The organism is Cupriavidus sp. C2SS-8b, from assembly GCF_057073745.1.
The window spans coordinates 993,680-1,012,444 of record NZ_CP172717.1; the positions used below are offsets into that span (position 1 = coordinate 993,680).

Annotated in this window: 12 protein-coding genes; 6 read left to right on the forward strand and 6 right to left on the reverse strand. The window is 66.1% G+C overall.

Going from position 1 to position 18,765, the window contains the following annotated elements:
- Nucleotides 1–14: 14 nt before the first annotated feature.
- Nucleotides 15–1,706 (reverse strand): MBL fold metallo-hydrolase, encoded by a 1,692-nt coding sequence (locus ACIGJB_RS21540; RefSeq protein ID WP_483734314.1) that lies wholly within the window; start codon nt 1,704–1,706, stop codon nt 15–17.
- Between the two features lie 224 nt (nt 1,707–1,930).
- On the opposite strand from ACIGJB_RS21540, the gene ACIGJB_RS21545 reads away from it, so the two are divergent.
- Both ACIGJB_RS21545 and ACIGJB_RS21550 read left to right on the forward strand, forming a co-directional pair.
- Entirely contained in the window at nt 1,931–2,305 is a 375-nt protein-coding gene (locus tag ACIGJB_RS21545) for a short-chain fatty acid transporter (RefSeq protein WP_483734315.1), read from the forward strand.
- Nucleotides 2,306–2,565: 260 nt separating this feature from the next.
- Complete coding sequence (locus ACIGJB_RS21550) at nt 2,566–3,981, forward strand: DUF1254 domain-containing protein (RefSeq protein WP_483734316.1); 1,416 nt, start codon at nt 2,566–2,568, stop codon at nt 3,979–3,981.
- Between the two features lie 77 nt (nt 3,982–4,058).
- Here the strand turns inward: ACIGJB_RS21550 and ACIGJB_RS21555 are convergent, their stop codons facing one another.
- Entirely contained in the window at nt 4,059–6,155 is a 2,097-nt protein-coding gene (locus ACIGJB_RS21555) for a TonB-dependent receptor family protein (protein WP_483734317.1), read from the reverse strand.
- A gap of 161 nt (nt 6,156–6,316) precedes the next feature.
- Nucleotides 6,317–8,686 (reverse strand): 5-methyltetrahydropteroyltriglutamate--homocysteine S-methyltransferase, encoded by a 2,370-nt coding sequence (gene metE / locus ACIGJB_RS21560; RefSeq protein ID WP_483734318.1) that lies wholly within the window; start codon nt 8,684–8,686, stop codon nt 6,317–6,319.
- A 135-nt stretch (nt 8,687–8,821) separates the two neighbouring features.
- Between metE and ACIGJB_RS21565 the strand changes: the two genes are divergently transcribed.
- Nucleotides 8,822–9,742, forward strand: coding sequence for a LysR family transcriptional regulator (locus ACIGJB_RS21565; RefSeq protein ID WP_483734319.1), 921 nt, complete (start codon nt 8,822–8,824; stop codon nt 9,740–9,742).
- Between the two features lie 9 nt (nt 9,743–9,751).
- Here the strand turns inward: ACIGJB_RS21565 and ACIGJB_RS21570 are convergent, their stop codons facing one another.
- Entirely contained in the window at nt 9,752–10,072 is a 321-nt protein-coding gene (locus ACIGJB_RS21570) for an AsnC family transcriptional regulator (RefSeq protein ID WP_483734320.1), read from the reverse strand.
- 154 nt (nt 10,073–10,226) lie between these two features.
- Here ACIGJB_RS21570 and ACIGJB_RS21575 point away from each other — a divergent pair, with 154 nt between their 5' ends.
- Together ACIGJB_RS21575 and ribA are read left to right on the forward strand one after the other, a co-directional pair.
- Nucleotides 10,227–10,697, forward strand: coding sequence for an Lrp/AsnC family transcriptional regulator (locus ACIGJB_RS21575; RefSeq protein WP_483734321.1), 471 nt, complete (start codon nt 10,227–10,229; stop codon nt 10,695–10,697).
- 154 nt (nt 10,698–10,851) lie between these two features.
- Complete coding sequence (ribA, locus tag ACIGJB_RS21580; protein ID WP_483734322.1) at nt 10,852–11,448, forward strand: GTP cyclohydrolase II; 597 nt, start codon at nt 10,852–10,854, stop codon at nt 11,446–11,448.
- A 17-nt stretch (nt 11,449–11,465) separates the two neighbouring features.
- Here the strand turns inward: ribA and ACIGJB_RS21585 are convergent, their stop codons facing one another.
- Complete coding sequence (locus ACIGJB_RS21585) at nt 11,466–12,041, reverse strand: PIN domain-containing protein (protein WP_483734323.1); 576 nt, start codon at nt 12,039–12,041, stop codon at nt 11,466–11,468.
- Complete coding sequence (locus ACIGJB_RS21590) at nt 12,038–12,502, reverse strand: helix-turn-helix domain-containing protein (RefSeq protein ID WP_483734324.1); 465 nt, start codon at nt 12,500–12,502, stop codon at nt 12,038–12,040. Before ACIGJB_RS21590 ends, ACIGJB_RS21585 begins: the two co-directional genes overlap by 4 nt.
- Nucleotides 12,503–12,820: 318 nt before the next feature.
- Here ACIGJB_RS21590 and uvrA point away from each other — a divergent pair, with 318 nt between their 5' ends.
- Nucleotides 12,821–18,694 carry an excinuclease ABC subunit UvrA gene (gene uvrA, locus ACIGJB_RS21595; protein WP_483734325.1) on the forward strand — a complete coding sequence of 1,958 codons (5,874 nt, stop codon included), beginning with the start codon at nt 12,821–12,823 and terminating at the stop codon, nt 18,692–18,694.
- Nucleotides 18,695–18,765 lie beyond the last annotated feature (71 nt).

Consider the following 18,765-nt stretch of genomic DNA (forward strand, 5'->3'; position numbering starts at 1 on the left):
TCCGGCCGGGCGGATCAAGCGGTTTGCCAGAGGCCCGCTGTTTCGATGGCCTTGCCGTCCACCGCCAGCTTGAGCAGGTGCGCCAGCAGCGAACGCTGGGCCACCGGGTGCATGCGCTCCGGCACATCGTCATAGACGCGCGGCAGCAGGGCCTCGATCGGAGCCGGGCCGAGATCGCGCAGCGCGTTGACGACCTTGGCCTCGCGATGCAGCCGGTGCCGCATGAGCAGGCGGATGGCTTCCTGCGGGCGTGCGATCAGGAAGCCGTGGCCCGGCGCCAGCCACTCCAGGTCTTCTTCCTGCAGGACAGCCAGCGAATCGATGTAGGCGCGCATATCGCCGTCGGGCGGGGCGATCACGACCGTGGAACCCTGCATCACATGGTCGCCGGTGAAGAGGGTCTTTTCTTCCTCGAGCAAATAGCAAAGATGGTTCGACGCATGGCCCGGCGTATGGATGACGCGCAGCGTGCAATCGTCGCCAATGGCGAGGCGCTCGCCATGCTGCAGCTCGCGCGCGGCGACAAAGCCGGTGTCCTGCCATTGGGTCGCCGGCGCGGCCCGGCCGAGTACCGTGGCGCCGGTGGCGGCCTGCAGCGCGGCGGCCGCGGGCGAATGGTCCAGATGCGTGTGCGTGACCACGATCCAGCGAATCGGGCCTGGCGCGGCCGCCAGCACGGCCCGGACATGGGCGGCATCGTCGGGGCCCGGATCGATCACGGCCCACTCGTTGCGCGCGCCACCGCCGACCAGGTAGGTATTGGTGCCGGGGCCTGTCATGACGCTGCCGTTATTGGCCGTGACGCGCCAGACCCGCTCCGAAAGCTGCACGGGCTCGCCGGGGGCCAGCTCGTAACGCGCGTGGGTCCTGCCTTCCGGGTCGATGCGGCCGATCTCCGCATAGCTCGATTCGTTGGGCATGACCGGCCGCACGCCGGCCGCGCCGGTGGCCAGCCGCGGCATGATGCAGGCGATGTCGCGCAACTTCGCGGTGCTGGCAAAGCAGTCGTGCGCCGTCTCGAAGTGGGCAATGGACTGCAGCGTGCGGCGCGTGACATGCATCATCGGCAAGCCGCTGGCCGGGTCCGCGGCTTCGCCGGGGCGGATCCAGCGATGCTCGACGATCTCCATGCCGTCGTGGATCGCGACCTGGCCGGTGGGCGCGATCGCGACGAAGAATCGCGTGTCGAAGCGCTTGGGCAGGCCGGGCGGCGTGAGCCAGTAGCTGTGGTAAGCCAGGCGGTCCGGCGCCAGCCGCAGGCCCAGTTCCGCGCAAGCGTGCGCCAGCCCGGGGCCGCCGCGCTGCACCGCCTGGCGCAGGAAGTCCTGCTGGGCGGCATCGAGGTGGCCCGGCGCCAGCATCTCGCCGTCGCGGTGGTAAGCCAGCAGCAAGCCGGCTTCTTCAAAGCATTCGCGCACGGCCGCCAGGTAGAAGTCCAGACCCTTGGCCGGCAGGTTCAGGCGCTCGCTGGCGGCGGCATCGTCGAGCCCCGCGGCATGGCGATGCAGGGCCTCGTCTTGCGGATCCAGCGTGCCGCCGGGAAATACATAGGCGCCACTGCTGCGGTCGTTGGCACGCTCGACGCGGCGGACCAGCAGGATTTCCATGCCCTGCGCGCCATCGCGCACCACCAGCAGGCTGGCAGCGGCGCGCAATAGGGTGGATGGTCTGGCAGGCTGGATCTGGGTTGTCTCTGTCGTTGTCATTGTGTCGGCGCGCGGGGGCCGCGCGGCTGGATGTGGCAGGACCGGTCTGGCGCCGGTGCTAGGTTCTTGCGATGTTTCGTGGCAGGCAGCCCCATAGTGTAGCGGCGATGGCAGATTCGCTCCGACCCGGGGATTTCTGTATGGCCGCGCTGGTGCAGAGTTGTGCATTTGGCATTTCCGGCCAGGAAGACCTAATCTGATTGCAGTACTGCACTTTTAGGAGGATGCCCGCTGTGTCCCGAGCCTCGTACCTATGCCTGGCCTTCGCGTTGCTGCTGGCCGCTTGCGAGACGCCGCCGCAGCAGGCGACCCGGACCGTGTTGCACCCGGCGCCGGAGCCCAGGATCGTGCCGAAGGTGGCGGCCGACGCCTGCGAGCAGGCCGTTACCAGCAATGTGAAAAGGGGACACCCCGAGCCCGGCAGCCTCTTCCTGCTGGAAGACCGCGAACAGGTCAGCCCGCGCCCCGGCGGCATGGCCGCAGTCACTGGGGAAGGCACGTTCGAACCGGACAACAGCCAGGCCTCGATCGGATTCCGCTTCACCTGCCTCTACAACGGGCGCACGGCCCGCGTCGACGACGTGCAATTGCGCTATTGAGCGCCTCCACGGCAGAGCTTCCGCGAAGATCTGCGCATCGTGTTGCAATCTGTTGCAGCAGGCCTACAGTTGATGGGCAATGGCGCCTTTCCGGCGCTGCTTGGTTCGCTTCCCCTCGCATCTGTGCCTCATAGGAATTGACACATACGGGGTGGGCGGACATGATTCGGTCGGAATAGATGCGCCTCCGGGGTAACTTGGCTCATGCCATGGTCCACCCCGCAAGAAGGGCGCCAAGAACAAATCAGGGAATCGGGGTCATGAATCCTTCCATCCGCCACATGGCGGGCGTCGCGGCGCTCGCCCTCCTGCTCGGCGCCTGCTCCACCACGCATGAACCTGTCGCGCCGGTTGCCGCCGAGCAGCCGCCGTCGAACCAGGCCATGAAGGCGCTCTCCGCCGAAGTCTTCACCTACGCCTACCCGCTGGTGCTGATGGACGTGACGCGCGAGCTGATGAGCCTGCGCACGCCACCCAATACCTTCAGCCACAAGCGCACCTTCCCGGACGCCAGCTTCACCGAAGTGGTCACCCCCAATGCCGACACGCTGTATTCGTCGGCCTGGCTGGACCTGTCCAAGGAGCCCGTGGTGCTGTCGGTGCCCGATACCCGCGGCCGCTACTACCTGATGCCGCTGATGGACGCGTGGACCAACGTCTTCGCCTCGCCCGGCAAGCGCACCACCGGCACGCAGCGCGGCAACTTCGTCATCACCGGTCCGGGCTGGGAAGGGTCGCTGCCCAAGGGCATGAAGGAGATCAAATCGCCCACGGCCATGGTATGGCTGATCGGCCGCACGCAGGCCAACGGCAAGAAGGATTTCCCCGCCGTGCACCGCCTGCAGGACCAGTACCGGCTGACGCCGCTGTCCGCGTGGCAGATGGGCGTACGCGCGGCGCCGGTGAAGCCGGCAGCGCCTTCGCCAACGCTGGACACGCAATCCCCGCCGGTCGAGCAGGTCGCGGCCATGGACGCGCAGGCGTTCTTCAGCCGCTTTGCGAGCCTGTTGCCGGCCAATCCGCCCGCCCCCGCGGATGCCGCCATGGTGGAGAAAATTCGCCGCATGGGGCTGGAGCCGGGCGTGCCGTTCAAGACCACGGTGCTTGAACCTGCCACTGCGCGTGCCGTGCAGGAAGGCGCGACCGCGGCGCTGCAGGGGATCTACGAGATGTCCCGCCGGGGCAACGCCGACGCCGGCAATGGCTGGGTCATGCACCGCGACCTGGGCAACTACGGCGCCAACTACGGGCGCCGCGCGGTCACGGCCATGGTCGGGCTGGGCGCCAACCTGCCGGAAGACGCGATCTATGCTTCGACCCGCACGGATGCCGGCGGCAGGGCGCTGCAAGGCAGCTCCAGCTACGTCCTGCACTTCGCCAAGGACCAGTTGCCGCCTGCCAAGGCGTTCTGGTCGCTGTCGCTGTATAACCAGCGCCAGGCCTTCGTTGAAAATCCGATTGGCCGCTACGCCATCGGCAGCCGGGACCGGCTGCGCTACAACCGCGACGGCTCGCTTGACATCTATATCCAGCATGAGCGCCCGGAGGGTGGCAGGGTGGCCAACTGGCTGCCGGCCCCGCCCGATGGCCTCAATATGACCTTGCGCGCGTACTGGCCGGAGCAGGCGCTGCTCGATGGCTCGTGGATGCCGCCGCCGGTGGTGCGAGCGAACTGAGGCGGTTGCCGATCGCAAAAAAAAAAGGGCCGCGTCCCAGCGACGCGGCCTTTTGCTTCGACTGCCTTGCAATTCGGTCAGAACTTGTATCGCACGCCTGCATAAAGCGCGCGCCCGGTGCCCGGATAGAACACTGCCGTATTGGCCGTGCGCGCATCGGTAACCGTGCTGAAGTCGCTCACGTAACGCTTGTTGCCAAGGTTGCGCGCATCCAGGAAGACGGTCAGGCCCTGCTTGAAGTCGTAGCTCGCCTGCACACCGAACAGTACGTACGACGGCACCTTCAGGGTGTTCGCGTAGTCGACGAAGGCGCCGGTCGGTACCCAGTCGATCGTGCCGGCGATGCGCAGCCCCGACGCCTGGCTGTACGCCAGCGTGGTGCGCAGCACGTGCTCGGGCACGCCGGCAATGCGGTTGTTGCCGTACTGCGGATCGTTGTCGAAGCGGAAATCGCTGTAGTTCCACAGTTGCGACAGCGTGACCTTGTCGGCCGTGGTGGCGACGTTTTGCAGCAGGTCGGCAGTCAAGCCCAGTTCCACGCCCTGCAGCGTGGTGCGGTTGGCATTGAAGGTGGCGGCCGGCACGTTGGGGTTGGTCGTGTACTGCAGCAATTGGTCGCGCACCAGCGAGCGGTACAGCGTGAGATCCCAGGCCAGACGCTCCCGGCGCCCGCGCGTGCCCAGCTCCAGGGTCCAGCCGTGCTGTGCCGAGAGCGGGACGAATTGCGTGGTGGTGCTGATGGTCTGGTTCAAGTCGCTGAAATCCGGCACATCGGCGCTGCGCGTGATGTCGGCAAAGGCCTGCACGTCCTTGACGGGCTCCCACAGCACGCCGAACTTGGGGTTCACGCCGCTGTAGCTGGTGTCGTCCGCCTTGGGCACGGGGTTGGCGGCCAGGCCGCCGAAGTCCTTGTAGCGGCGCTCGTTGTAGTAGGCCTTGGCACCGGCCATCAGCGCGACGGTTGGCACCACGTAAAGGCGGTCTTCCAGGTAGGCCTCGTAGTTGTAGGCATCCTGCCTGGCATCGAGCGTCTGGGCGCCGCGGTTGCCCGAGACGTTGACATACTGGCGCGCGTCATTGTTGCCGCCGAAGAACCTGGCCCCGGCGATGACCTGGTTGCGCATGCCGCCTACCGTCTGCGTGCCGGTATAGCGCGGCGCGAAGCCATAGGTCCAGTAATCCTGGTCGATGACCTGGAAGATCGGGTGGTACAGGCTCTTATGGATGACCCACGTGGAAAAATCGAGCTGGCCGCTGTCGAGCTTGACCGTGGTGACGTTGGCCAGCCGCTCGGTGCGCGTATTGCGCGCCTGGTCGCCGGCCAGCGCACTGGCGGAGGCCTTGGTCGGGGTGTTCAGCGCCTCTTGCAGCGACAGCGTGCCAGGCAGGAGCTGGTCCACGACATAGGCGCCCACATAGAAGCGCGTTTCGACCGTCGGGCTGAAGCGATAGCCGAAGTTGGCGTTGAGCTGCTCATACTGCCCGCGCTCGTGGTCACGATAGCCTTCCGAGTGGTCCACGCTCAGGTTGGCGAGGAAATCGAAGTTGCCGATCTGGCGCGAGACCTGGCCGGCCGCGCGCACGGTGCCGAAGCTGCCGCCGTCGACGCGCACCTGGTTGGGCGCCTCCACCGTGGAGGCCGTAGGCGTGGTGAAGTTGATCGCGCCCCCGAGCGTGGAACTGCCATACGCCAGGCCGTTGCCGCCTTTGTAGACCTCGGCCGCGTTCAGGCCGATCGGGTCGATCTGGTAGAAGTCGCCGCTGCCATCGGCGAAGTTGGTCGGCACGCCGTCCTGCAGGATCTCCAGGCCGCGCGTGTGGTAGCCGCGCGCAATGCCGGATCCGCGAATCGAAAGCCGCAATTCCTGGCCATAGCGCTCCTGCACATAGACGCCGGGAGCGTCCTTGAGGACATCGCGCAGGTTGCTGGCGTAGGTGTTGGCGTAGCTTTCCGCATCGACAAAGCCGACCGAGCCGGCCGACTGGTACAGCGATTCGCGCTGCCTGGCGACGCCCGGCGCGGTCAGCGAGCCTTCGGCCTTGGCCGTGGCGGTGACCGTGGGCAGCGTGACCGGCTCCGCTCCAGTGACAGGAACGGACTGCGCGATGGCAGCGCCGGTCAGTGCGGCGGCTGGCAGCGCCGCCGCGCGCCGCCAGTGTCTGGCTCTCTTCATGATTTCCCTTTGCCGGCACATCGGCATCCGCCAGGAACGGACGCCGGTGCTCTGAGTGTAATTCGACAGCCGGCAAGGATACGGAGCGCGGGGCGCCGCGGCTATGTGACACAGCGCCGCACAGGCGGCGCGGGGGTCACAGTCGGCGGGCCTCGCGCCGCTCAGGCAGCGCGCGCGTTGCAGCCGCAGTCCGCGCCGTGGCGATGTGCCGCAGGGACCGCCCGCGGGCGCGATACGCGCTGCCATACCAACGCATCCTGCCCGGCCAGGCGGCTGCGCAGCTTGCGGGCCGCCGACACCATATTGGCCAGCGCCGCCTCGGTTTCTTCCCAGCCGCGCGTCTTCAATCCGCAGTCGGGATTGACCCACAAGCGCTGCGGCGTCACGACTTCACAGGCGCGGTCGAGCAGCGTTTCCATGGCCTCCACCGACGGTACGCGGGGCGAGTGGATGTCATAGACGCCCGGTCCGATCTCGTTCGGGTAATCGAAATCGCCGAACCCTTCCAGCAGTTCCATGGCCGAGCGCGACGTCTCGATTGTGATCACGTCCGCGTCCATGGCCGCGATCGACGGCAGGATGTCGTTGAACTCCGCATAACACATATGGGTGTGGATCTGGGTCTGGTCCGCCACGCCCGCCGCCGACAGCCGGAAGGCATTGACCGCCCACGCCAGGTAGGCATCCCAGTCGGCACGGCGCAGAGGCAGGCCCTCGCGCAGCGCCGGCTCGTCGATCTGGATCACGCGGATGCCGGCCTGCTCCAGGTCGCACACCTCGTCGCGGATCACCAGGGCCAGTTGACGCGCGGTATCGGCACGCGGCTGGTCGTCGCGCACGAACGACCACTGCAGCATGGTGACCGGGCCGGTCAGCATGCCTTTCATCGGGCGGTCGGTCAGCGACTGGGCATAGCGCGCCGTGTCCACGGTCATCGGCTCGGGGCGGTACACGTCACCGTAGATGACGGGCGGCTTGACGCAACGCGAGCCGTAGCTCTGGACCCAGCCGTTTTCCGTGAAGGCGTAGCCGCACAGCTGCTCGCCGAAGTATTCGACCATGTCGTTGCGCTCGGCTTCGCCGTGGACCAGCACGTCCAGCCCCAGCGCTTCCTGCTTGCGCACGGCCAGTTCGATGGCGCCACGGATGCGCTGCAGGTACTCCAGCGCGCCGATGTCGCCGCGCTTGAACGCCGCACGGGTCTGGCGGATGGTGGCGGTCTGCGGGAACGAGCCGATCGTGGTGGTGGGCAACAGCGGCAGTTGCAGGGCCTGGCGCTGGCGTTCGATGCGCGCATCGAACGGACTGGCGCGGTCGGCCATGTCAGGCGTGACCGCGGCCAGGCGCTGCTGCACACGCGGATTGACCACGCGGCGCGACTGGCGGCGCGAAGCCTGGACAGCATCCGATGCCTTGAGATGGGCAGCGACGCTGGCCTCGCCCTGGTTCAGCGCCGTGGCCAGCACGCGCAGCTCGCCCAGCTTCTCCGTGGCAAAGGCCAGCCAGGATTTCAGCTCGGCGTCTAGGCGCACTTCATGTTCGAGCGATACCGGCACATGCAGCAGCGAGCACGACGGCGCGATCCACAGCCGCTCGCCCAGTTCGGCGTGCAACGGCCGCAGCGTATCGAGCGCACGGCGCAGGTCGGTACGCCAGATATTGCGGCCGTCGATCACGCCGACGGACAGCACGGCATCGGCCGGAAGCGCCTGGCGCCAGGCGTCGAGCTGGGCGGGCGCACGCACCAGGTCGATATGGAAGCCTTGCACGGGCAGCGTGGCGGCGCGGGCGGCATGGTCGGCCGCGCTGTCGAAATAGGTGGCCAGCAGCAGCTTCACACCGGATTGGGCCAGCAAGGCGTAGGCCTGGTCAAAGGCGTTCAGCCAGTCGGCGTCGAGGTCCAGGCTCAGCGCCGGCTCGTCAATCTGCACCCACTCGATGCCACGGGCCTTCAGGCGGGCAAGAATGCGCTGGTAGGCCTGCGCCAGTTGCGGCAGCAGCGACAGCTTGTCGAACCCCTCTTCATGCGTCTTGGACAGCCACAAGTAGGTGACCGGCCCGATCAGCACCGGCCGCGCCTTCAGGCCAAGCGCCAGCGCTTCTTCAATCTCCTCGAAGAACCAGTCAGGGCCGCCGTCGAAGCGGGTGGCCGAGTCCAGTTCCGGTACCAGGTAGTGATAGTTGGTATCGAACCACTTGGTCATTTCCATCGCCGGCTGCTCGCGGTTGCCACGGGCCAGTTCAAAGTACTGGGCCAGCGTCAGGCCGGCCGCATCAAAGCCGAAGCGGCGCGGCAGCGCGCCGAGCAGCGTGGTCAGGCCGAGCATCTGATCGTAATAGGCAAAGTCGCCGGTGGCGACCGAGTCCAGGCCGCTGTCCGCTTGCAGTTGCCAGTGGCGGCGGCGCAGTCCGGCCGCCACGGTGCGCAGGTCCGCTTCCGTGCTTTCGCCGCGCCAGAACGACTCCTGCGCGAATTTCAGTTCACGGCGCGCGCCAATGCGCGGAAAGCCGAGGATATGTGTGCGTGCCATGACGATGCTCCCAAAGGTTTTGTCTGGCGCACAGTGTCGGTTTCACCGTAAAATGAATCAAGCGACATGTTTTAAACAAAGTATGAATGTATTTCATATCAAGAACCGGCAGCTTGCCGGCGCAAGGGGCCAGCGGTGATCGAGGTCAGGCATTTCCGCTCGCTGGTGGCGATCGCGGAATCGGGCAAGCTGGCGACAGCCGCCGAGCGCGTGCACGTGAGCCAGTCGGCGTTGTCCCACCAGATCAAGGCGATTGAGGCGCACTACGGGCTCCCGCTGTTCGACCGCACCCGCCAGGGGCTGCGGTTCACGCCAGCGGGCGAACGCCTGCTGGCGCTGGCGCGCGAGGTGCTGGCCGCCGTCAGCGCGGCCGATCGCGATATCGAGCGGCTCAAGGGCGATACACGCGGCGAACTGCGGGTAGTGCTGGAGTGCCACACCTGCTTTGACTGGCTGATGCCGGTAATGGACGAGTTCCGCCGGCGCTGGCCGGAGGTGGAAGTCGACCTCGTGGCGGGCTTTCACGCGGATCCGATCGCCTTGCTCGGCGAAGGGCGGGCCGACATGGTGATCGGCTCCATGCCGGCGACGCGACGCGGCCTTGAAGTGGCGCCGCTGTTCCGCTTCGAGATCCTGGCCGTGCTGGCCAACGAGCACCGGCTGCGCAACAAGCGGCGCATCGAGGCGGCTGACCTGGAGGGCGAGACCCTGATCACCTATCCGGTGCCCGAGCCGCGTATCGACTTGATTCGCGAGGTGCTGGAACCGGCGGGAATCCACCTGCAGCGGCGTACCGCCGAGCTGACTGTGGCCGTGCTTCAACTGGTCGCCAGTCGCCGTGGCGTGGCGGCACTGCCGAACTGGGGCGTGAAGAATTACGTCGACCACGATTACGTGCTGGCCAAACGCATTGGCACGAAAGGGCTGTGGAGCGAGTTGTACGCCACGGTCCCGGCCGCCCTCTCGCAGCGGCCTTATGTGGCGGATTTCGTGTCGATCGTCCGGGATATCTGCGCCGCGCAGCTGGACGGCATCGAACTGCTCCCGCCGGGCTGAACTGACCGGTCAGGCGTGCAGGGCAAGGGCTGGTTCGAACGCGGCCGGGACGGCGGCGTACTCGTCGCGCTCGGCCTCCCCGAAATCGGCCATCACGATTTCGACGTCCATGCCGTTGCCCAGGCGCCGCACGAACAAGTGCAGCAGATCCACATCCGGCGCGGTCAGCGTGGCATTCACCAGATGCCGTGCGGCGGCATCGAAGCGCAACTGCTGCAGCGAAAGGCCCGTGCGACGCGCATTGGCCAATACCCACTCCATGGCGCCGAGCAGTTCGTCGTCGTTCAGGCGGAAATCGAGTCGCAAGGTGGGGCGGGAGGTGGCGGGCATGTGGCTTGGGAAGCAAGTGTATCGGTCAGGTAAATTTACCAGCCTGCCAGGAAAATGAGCTTCTGAAATACCTGCGAAATGGCGATATCACGAGAAGAATCATCTTTATGAAATAGAATACTCAAAAGATGATTCCTTTCTTTGGAGATATCCCGTGGCATCTGCCCCCAAGCTCGACGAAATCGACCGCCGCATCCTGCGGGAGCTGCGGCGCGATGGCCGGTTGTCGAATGCCAGGCTCGCGGAGCAGGTTGGCCTGTCCGCCACGCCGTGCTGGAACCGCGTACGCGCACTTGAAGAAAGCGGCGTGATCGAAGGCTACGCGGCGCTGCTGAACCAGAAGGCGCTGGGCCTGCCGGATACGGTCCTGATCGAGGTCACGCTGGAGCGCCACGACGACGAAATGTTCGACCGTTTCGGCAAGGCGCTGGCCGAATTGCCGGAAGTGCTGGAGGCCCATCTGCTGACAGGCGAGTATGACTACCTGATCAAGGTGGCCGTAGCCGGCACCGAGGGCTACGAGGAGTTCCTGCGGCACAAGCTCTACAAGCTGCCAGGCCTTCGCCACAGTCACTCGACGTTCATACTGCGCACCTTGAAAAGAGAGCCGTCCGTCGCGCCTTAGGTCGATTCCAGCGGTTTGCATAAGGCGATTGCAGGCTTCTGAACAAGGCGTTCAAAGCGCCTGTGGGCGCCGTCCGCAAGCGCCAAGATACAATTCCGCTCATAATATCGAGCGGCGCCGGCCCCGTCGGCCCCTGATTTCCTTGAATACCGGTATGAATGACACAGAAATTACGCTGATCGATTCGGCGCGCCTGCCCACCCGATTCGGCGAATTTACGGCACACGCCTTCAAGGGCGTAGATTCGGGCATCGAGCACCTTGCCCTCAGCGTGGGTGACATCACGGGCGAAGATGTGCTGATCCGCATGCACTCGGAGTGCCTGACCGGTGACGTGTTCGGATCCTGCCGCTGCGACTGCGGTCCCCAACTGGAACTGGCGATGGAGAAGATCGCCGCCGAAGGGCGCGGGATCCTGCTTTACCTGCGTGGCCACGAAGGCCGCGGTATTGGCCTGGCGGAAAAGATCCGCGCCTACGCGTTGCAAGACACCGGGCTCGATACGGTCGACGCCAACCTGGCACTCGGCCAGGCCATCGACGCACGCAACTATGCGTTCGCCGCCGACCTGCTGCACCAGTGGGGCGTGAAATCCGTGCGCCTGATGAGCAATAACCCGCTCAAGGCCGATGCACTGGAGAAGGCCGGCATCGTCGTGAAAGAGCAGTTGCGGCATATCGTGCCGTCCAACGCCGAGAACGAAAAATACCTGGCGACCAAGCGGTCCCGGATGGGGCATTTACTGGATTGAGCCTCTGGCCGGGCCTGCTACAAGGTTGGCCCGTAGGGTTCCAGACCGCGCACCGTGCGCGGCAGACCTTGCCTTGACAAGGTTTCCAGATAGCCGGCAGTACCGAGCGCAGGATGTTTGAGGGTGCGCCGGTGGTTCTGCACAGCACCGACCACTGCCGCAGCGTCGAGATCGAGCAGGTTCTCCACGAACTCATCCGGATGCTGCGCTTCCATGCCGAGCGGATCCAGCACGCGTGACGGGAAATCTCCGAGATTGAACGTGACGATCACGCTGGCGCTGCAGCGTATGGCGGCCGCGAGGACGTGGTGGTCGTTGGGGTCTGGCAATGCCAGGCCCGCCATCAGGTTCTCATAGCCAGACACCACCGCATCCGGTACGGCGGTGTCCATCAGGGTGGATGTCCGATCGAGCTGGTAGCGCGACAGGTCCGGCCGGTTCTTCAGCAGATTGCGTTTCCATTCCTCATGGATGCGCGCGCTCCAGCGCGCGCGGAAGCGCCCCGAAAGCGCCAGCCAAACGAGCAAATCGCGCAGCGGCGCCGGGTAGAGGACACAGGCATCGTACAACACCGTAAATGTGGAATGCCTCACTCGTAGCCCATTCCCAGTGCTTGTGCCTGTGCGGCGAGCTCGGTCATTGCATCGGTACTGACCCGATCGCGTTTTTGCTTGTACTCCATCAGGTCGTGAAAACGTACCCGCCGGTGCTTGCCGGTCTTGTGGAAAGGCAGCGCGCCGTCTTCAAGCAGTTTGACCAGGTACGGCCGGGAGACATTGAGCAGATCGGCCGCTTCCTGGGTGGTCAGTTCCGCATGAACCGGGACGACCTGCACGGCGTTGCCATCGGCCAGTTGAGCCAGGATATCCACCAGCAGCCGCAGCGCCGTGGTGGGCAGCTCGATCTGGTGGGGTTCATTCCTGTCGTCGAAGATCTGGATCTTCTGGATATCGAAGCCGGTCGCCAGGTAGGCGGCCAGCATGCGCTGGCCCAGTTCGGCGGCCTGGACTTCCTTTTCTCCGGGAAGGCTCATGGTGGTCAGGTTGGCGGTCATTTTCGGAATCTCATTGGTTTCAGCAGCAGTCCGGACACTCTATTCGAAACAAACGAAATTCGCAATAAACGAAACGCATTGAGTTGTCGATCCCGCCACGATAGTGCTTTCCGCTGATGCCGCAAGAAGCGTGTCTTGTTCCTTTCCAGAGTGTTAAACTGTATGGATATACAGTGGTTGCGCGGCGCGGGTTCCGTGAGTTTGGAGCGGTCCCCAAAGGGCGTGCATGCGCCCGCCTACCGCTGTGCTAAGGTATTTTTCTCGCGCGGCCCGGCACGCCCGTTGGCCGATTAACCATTTGATCCAAAAGAGAAAAACGTGTCGAGCAAGCAGCTGATCCGTATTCGGGGCGCCCGCCAGCACAACCTCAAGGATGTCGACCTCGATCTCCGCCCCGGCGAGATGACGGTGGTGACCGGCCCCTCCGGGTCGGGCAAGTCCAGCCTGGTGTTCGACACACTCTATGCGGAGGGCCAGCGGCGCTACGTGGAAACGTTCAGCGCCTACGCGCGCCAGTTCCTCGACCGCATGGACCGTCCGCAGGTGGAGCGCGTGGATGGCGTACCGCCGGCCATTGCCATCGACCAGACCAACCCGGTGCGCAGTTCACGCTCGACGGTCGGAACGATGACCGAGCTGAACGACCACCTGAAGCTGCTTTATGCGCGCGCCGCGGAACTGTTCGACCGGCAGACCGCGCAGCCCGTGCGGCACGATTCGCCGGAAACGATTTATGCGGAACTGGTCTCCCGCACGGCCGATGGCCAGCCGCACCACGATGCGCGCCTGGTCGTGACGTTCCCGGTCGAGCTGCCCGAGTCGACCACCGAAGAGGAAGTCCAGCAATGGCTGTCGGTCAGCGGCTATACGCGCGTGCAGGCGCAGCGCGTGGTCGAATCGCCGACCGGGACGCGCAAGATGCTCGACGTGGTGGCCGATCGCTTCCGCATCGGGGCGGTCGAAAAGGCGCGCGCGGTGGAAGCCATCGAAGCCTCGCTGCGGCGTGGCGGCGGCCGCGTCAACATCTACGTCCTGGCCGAGGAAGGCGAGGGCCCCATCTGGCGCTTTTCCACTGGGCTGCACAGCCCCGACAGCGACCTGCGCTATGCCGATCCGCAGCCGGCGCTGTTCTCGTTCAACTCCGCCTATGGCGCCTGCGAGACCTGCCGCGGGTTTGGCCGCGTGATCGGCGTGGACCTCGGGCTGGTCATTCCGGACTTGCGCAAGAGCCTGCGCCAGGGCGCCATCAAGCCGATGCAGACGCCGGCGTGGAAGGAATGCCAGGACGACCTGATGCGCTACGCCATCAAGGCCGACATCCCGCGCGACACGCCGTGGTCGGAGCTGACCGATGCCCAGCGTCACTGGGTCGTGCATGGCTCGCCCGACTGGAATGGCCAGTGGAACAAGCAGTGGTACGGCGTCATGCGCTTTTTCAGTTATCTGGAGTCCAAGGCGTACAAGATGCATATCCGCGTGCTGCTGTCCAAGTACCGCAGCTACACGCCGTGCGAAACCTGTGGCGGTGCGCGCCTGAAGACCGAATCGCTGCTGTGGCGGCTGGGGTCGAAGGACAACGCCGACACCGTGCTCGCGCCGGACCGGCGCTTCCTGCCGCGCGGCGTGGACTGGGACCGCACGCAGCTCGAGGCATTGCCCGGCCTGACCGTGCATGACCTGATGCTGATGCCGATCGCGCGCATCCGCCGTTTCTTCGATGACCTGACGCTATCGAGCAGCATGCTCGACGATGCGCTCAAGCTGCTGCTGGCCGAAGTCCGCACACGACTCAAGTATTTGTGCGACGTGGGCCTGGGCTACCTGACACTCGACCGCCAGAGCCGCACGCTGTCCGGCGGCGAGGTCCAGCGCATCAACCTGACCACGGCACTCGGCACCTCGCTGGTCAACACGCTGTTCGTGCTGGACGAGCCTAGCATCGGCCTGCACCCGCGCGACCTGAACCGCATTGTCGAGGCCATGCACCGCCTTCGCGATGCCGGCAACACGCTCGTGGTGGTCGAACACGACCCGTCGGTGATGCTGGCCGCCGATCGCCTGATCGACATGGGCCCGGGCCCGGGCGAACGGGGTGGCACCATCATCTTCGACGGCACGCCCAAGGACATCCGCGCCGCGGGCACGCTCACCGGCGACTACCTGGGGGGACGCAAGCGCGTGGCCGACGCTTCGCACTGGCAGCGTCGCCCGGTGGATGACACCGTGCCGCGCATCGTGCTGGAAGGCGCGACCGAGCACAACCTGCAGGACGTGACGGTGGACATCCCCCTGCAGCGGCTGGTGTGCGTGACAGGCGTGTCCGGCTCGGGCAAATCCACGCTGCTGCAGGACGTGCTGTACCCCGCTATGGCGCGCCATTTCGGCAAGGCCACGGAATCGCCCGGCGCGCATCGCGCGCTGCGTGGCGCGGACCTCGTCGATGACGTGGTGTTCGTCGACCAGTCGCCGATCGGCAAGACCGCGCGTTCCAATCCGGCCAGCTATGTGGGCGCATTCGACGAGATCCGGAAGATATTCGCCAAGGCGCCGATGGCGATACAGCGCAGCTATACGGCCGGCACCTTCAGCTTCAACTCGGGCGACGGGCGCTGCCCGACCTGCGGCGGCTCGGGCTTCGAGCACGTCGAGATGCAATTCCTCAGCGACGTCTACCTGCGCTGTCCGGATTGCGACGGCACCCGCTACCGTCCCGAAGTGCTGGAAGTGAAGATCGAGCGCACGGTGCCGGGACAGCCTTCGCGCGCACTGAGCGTGGCCGATGTGCTGGAAATCACGGTGTCGGAAGCCGCTGCCTATTTCGCTGCTGACGCTGCGGTATTGCGCGTGCTGCAACCCATCGTCGATGTCGGCCTCGAGTACGTGAAGCTGGGCCAGCCCGTGCCGACGTTGTCGGGCGGCGAGGCGCAGCGCCTCAAGCTCGCGGGCTTCCTGGCCGAAGCCGCGCAGGCGGCGCAGCCCAAGGGCCGCGTGATTCGCCCGGACACATCCCCCAAGCGCCTGTTCATGTTCGACGAGCCCACCACGGGCCTCCATTTCGACGATATCGCCAAGCTGATGCGCGCGTTCGGGAAGCTGCTCGACGGAGGCCATTCGCTAGTGGTGATCGAACACAACCTTGACGTGGTCCGCGCTGCTGACTGGCTGATCGACCTGGGCCCGGAAGGCGGTGATGCCGGCGGGCGGGTGGTCTGCACGGGCACGCCGGACGATGTGAAGGGTTGCGCGGAGTCGCATACCGGCCAGGCGCTGATCCACTACGACGCCGCGCTGGGCGAGGCCGGGACGCTGGCCGCCGAGCGCGCCGAAAGCGACGGCGTGCCGCTGCAAGCCGCACTGCAGGCGCGGCGCGCACGCCGGGCGATCGAAGGCGAGGACGTGGTGCGCATCGTCAACGCGCACGAACACAACCTGAAATCGCTCAACGTCGATATTCCGCACGGCAAGTTCAACGTGGTGACAGGCGTATCGGGTTCGGGCAAGTCGACGCTCGCGTTCGACATCCTGTTCCACGAAGGGCAGCGCCGCTACCTGGAGTCGCTCAATGCCTATGCGCGTTCGATCGTGCAGCCGGCGGGCCGGCCGGAGGTCGACGCGGTCTACGGCATCCCGCCGACCGTCGCGATCGAGCAGCGCCTGTCGCGCGGCGGCCGCAAGAGCACGGTCGCGACCACATCGGAAGTCTGGCACTTCCTGCGCTTGCTGTATGTGAAGCTGGGCATCCAGCACTGCGTGCATGACGGCGCGCCGGTGACCTCGCAAAGTCCTGACTCCATCGCCGCGCAGCTCCTGCGCGACCATCGCGGCGAGCATGTCGGTTTCCTGGCGCCGCTGGTGGTGAACCGCAAGGGCGTCTATACCGATCTCGCCAAATGGGCCAAGGCGCGCGGCAACACGCACTTGCGCGTGGACGGCGAATTCCTGCCGGTCGATCCATGGCCACGTCTGGACCGCTTCCACGAGCACACCATCGAGCTTCCCGTGGGCGACCTGGTGGTTTCGCCCGACAACGAAGGGCAGTTGCGCGCCTTGCTCGCGCAGGCGCTTGAAGCCGGCAAGGGCGTGATGCACCTGCTGGCGCCGCTCGACGGCCTGCACGACGCCATGCATGGCGGCGACGGCACCGCGCATGTGGGCGAGGTCAAGGTGTTTTCGACCAAGCGCGCCTGCCCCGTTTGTGGCACCAGCTACCCCGAGCTGGACCCGCGCATGTTCTCTTACAACAGCAAGCATGGCTGGTGCACCACCTGCGTGGGCACGGGCCTGACGCTCACGCGCGAGCAGCGCGCGGTGTTCGACGACACCGTCCTGGCCGGCGATGACCGTGGCCGCGAGCAGAGCCTGCCGTCCGAGGAGCAGGAGCCGGAAGGCGTGGGCGATACCCCGTGCCCGGACTGCCACGGTACGCGTCTGAACCTGGTCGCGCGGGCCGTGACGTTCGACGAGAACGCGATTGTCGACGTGGCGCAGTGGACGGTGTCGGACACCCGCCGCTGGGTCGATGGCCTGCGCCTCAACGGTCGCGACGCCGACATTGCGCGCGATGTCATCAGCGAGATCGGCAGCCGCCTGCAGTTCCTGGAGGAAGTCGGGCTTGGCTACCTGAGCCTGGACCGTGCCGCGCCGAGCCTGTCCGGCGGCGAGGCACAGCGCATCCGCCTGGCCGCGCAGCTCGGCAGCAACCTTCAGGGCGTGTGCTATGTGCTGGATGAACCGACCATCGGCCTGCACCCGCGCGACAACAAGATCCTGCTCGATGCGCTGCGCAAGCTCGGCGACAAGGGCAATACGCTGGTGGTGGTGGAGCACGACGAAGACACCATCCGTCGTGCCGACCACATCATCGATATCGGTCCGGGCGCGGGCAAGCGTGGCGGCACGCTGGTGGCGCAGGGCGGTGTGGCGGACCTGGCCGCCGCTGCGGATTCCACCACGGGGCAGTTCCTGGCCCGTCCCATCGTCCATCCGCTGCAGGCGCGGCGCACGGTCAGGCCAGGCGCGGCCGGCAAGCCTGCCGATCCGTCCGAATGGCTGACCGTCCATCGTGCGTCGCTGCACAACCTGCGCGACGTCACGGCGCGCGTTCCCCTGGCGCGTCTGGTCGCGATCACGGGCGTGAGCGGTTCGGGCAAATCCACCCTCGCGCGCGATGTGCTGATGACCAACCTGCTCGATGCGGTGGGCCGTTCGGTGATGTCGTCGCCGGCCACGCGCCGCGCACGCAATGCCGCGCAGCAGGCGGCCGGCGCCAAGGGTGCCCGGGCAGAGAAGAAGGCGCTGAAGGTCGAGCACGACTGGTACGGCTGCGACGCGATCACGGGTTGGGAATCGATCGACCGCGTGCTGGAAGTCGACCAGACCCCCATTGGCAAGACGCCGCGCTCGTGTCCGGCCACGTATATCGGTGTGTGGGACACCATTCGCCGCCTGTTCGCCGACACGCTGGAAGCGCGTGCGCGTGGCTACACCGCGTCGCGCTTCTCGTTCAATACCGGCGACGGCCGCTGCCCGGCCTGCGAAGGGCAGGGCGTGCGCACTATCGGCATGAGCTTCCTCCCGGACGTCAAGGTGCCATGCGATGTCTGCCACGGCCAGCGCTTCAACCCCGAGACCCTGGCCGTGACCTGGCGCGGCAAGAACATCGGCGAAGTGCTGACGATGGAGATTGACGAAGCGGTGGAGTTTTTCTCCGCGATGTCGAACATCGCTCATCCGCTACAGCTCATGAAGGACGTCGGCCTGGGCTACCTGACGCTCGGCCAGCCGTCCCCCACGCTGTCGGGCGGCGAAGCGCAGCGCATCAAGCTGGTCACGGAACTGAGCAAGGTGCGCGATGACATCACGCGGCGCGGGCAGAAGGCACCGCATACGCTGTACGTACTGGACGAGCCGACCGTGGGCCTTCACATGGCCGACGTGGCGCGTCTGATCCGCGTGCTGCACCGGCTCACCGACGGTGGTCACAGCGTGGTGGTGATCGAGCATGACCTCGACGTGATCGCCGAGGCCGACTGGATCATCGACCTGGGCCCCGAAGGCGGCGCAGGCGGCGGCACCATTGTCGGCGCGACCGATCCGGAGTCGCTGTCGCGCCTGCCCGCCAGCCACACCGGCGCGGCGCTGGTGCCCGTGCTGGCACGTACCGAGGAGCCGGCACGCGCCAGCGTCGGCTGAACGCCGGCATGCCGATTGCCTCGACAGGGCCGTCCCGCGGACCTGTCGAGGCAGTTCCGGGTTTTGCTTCC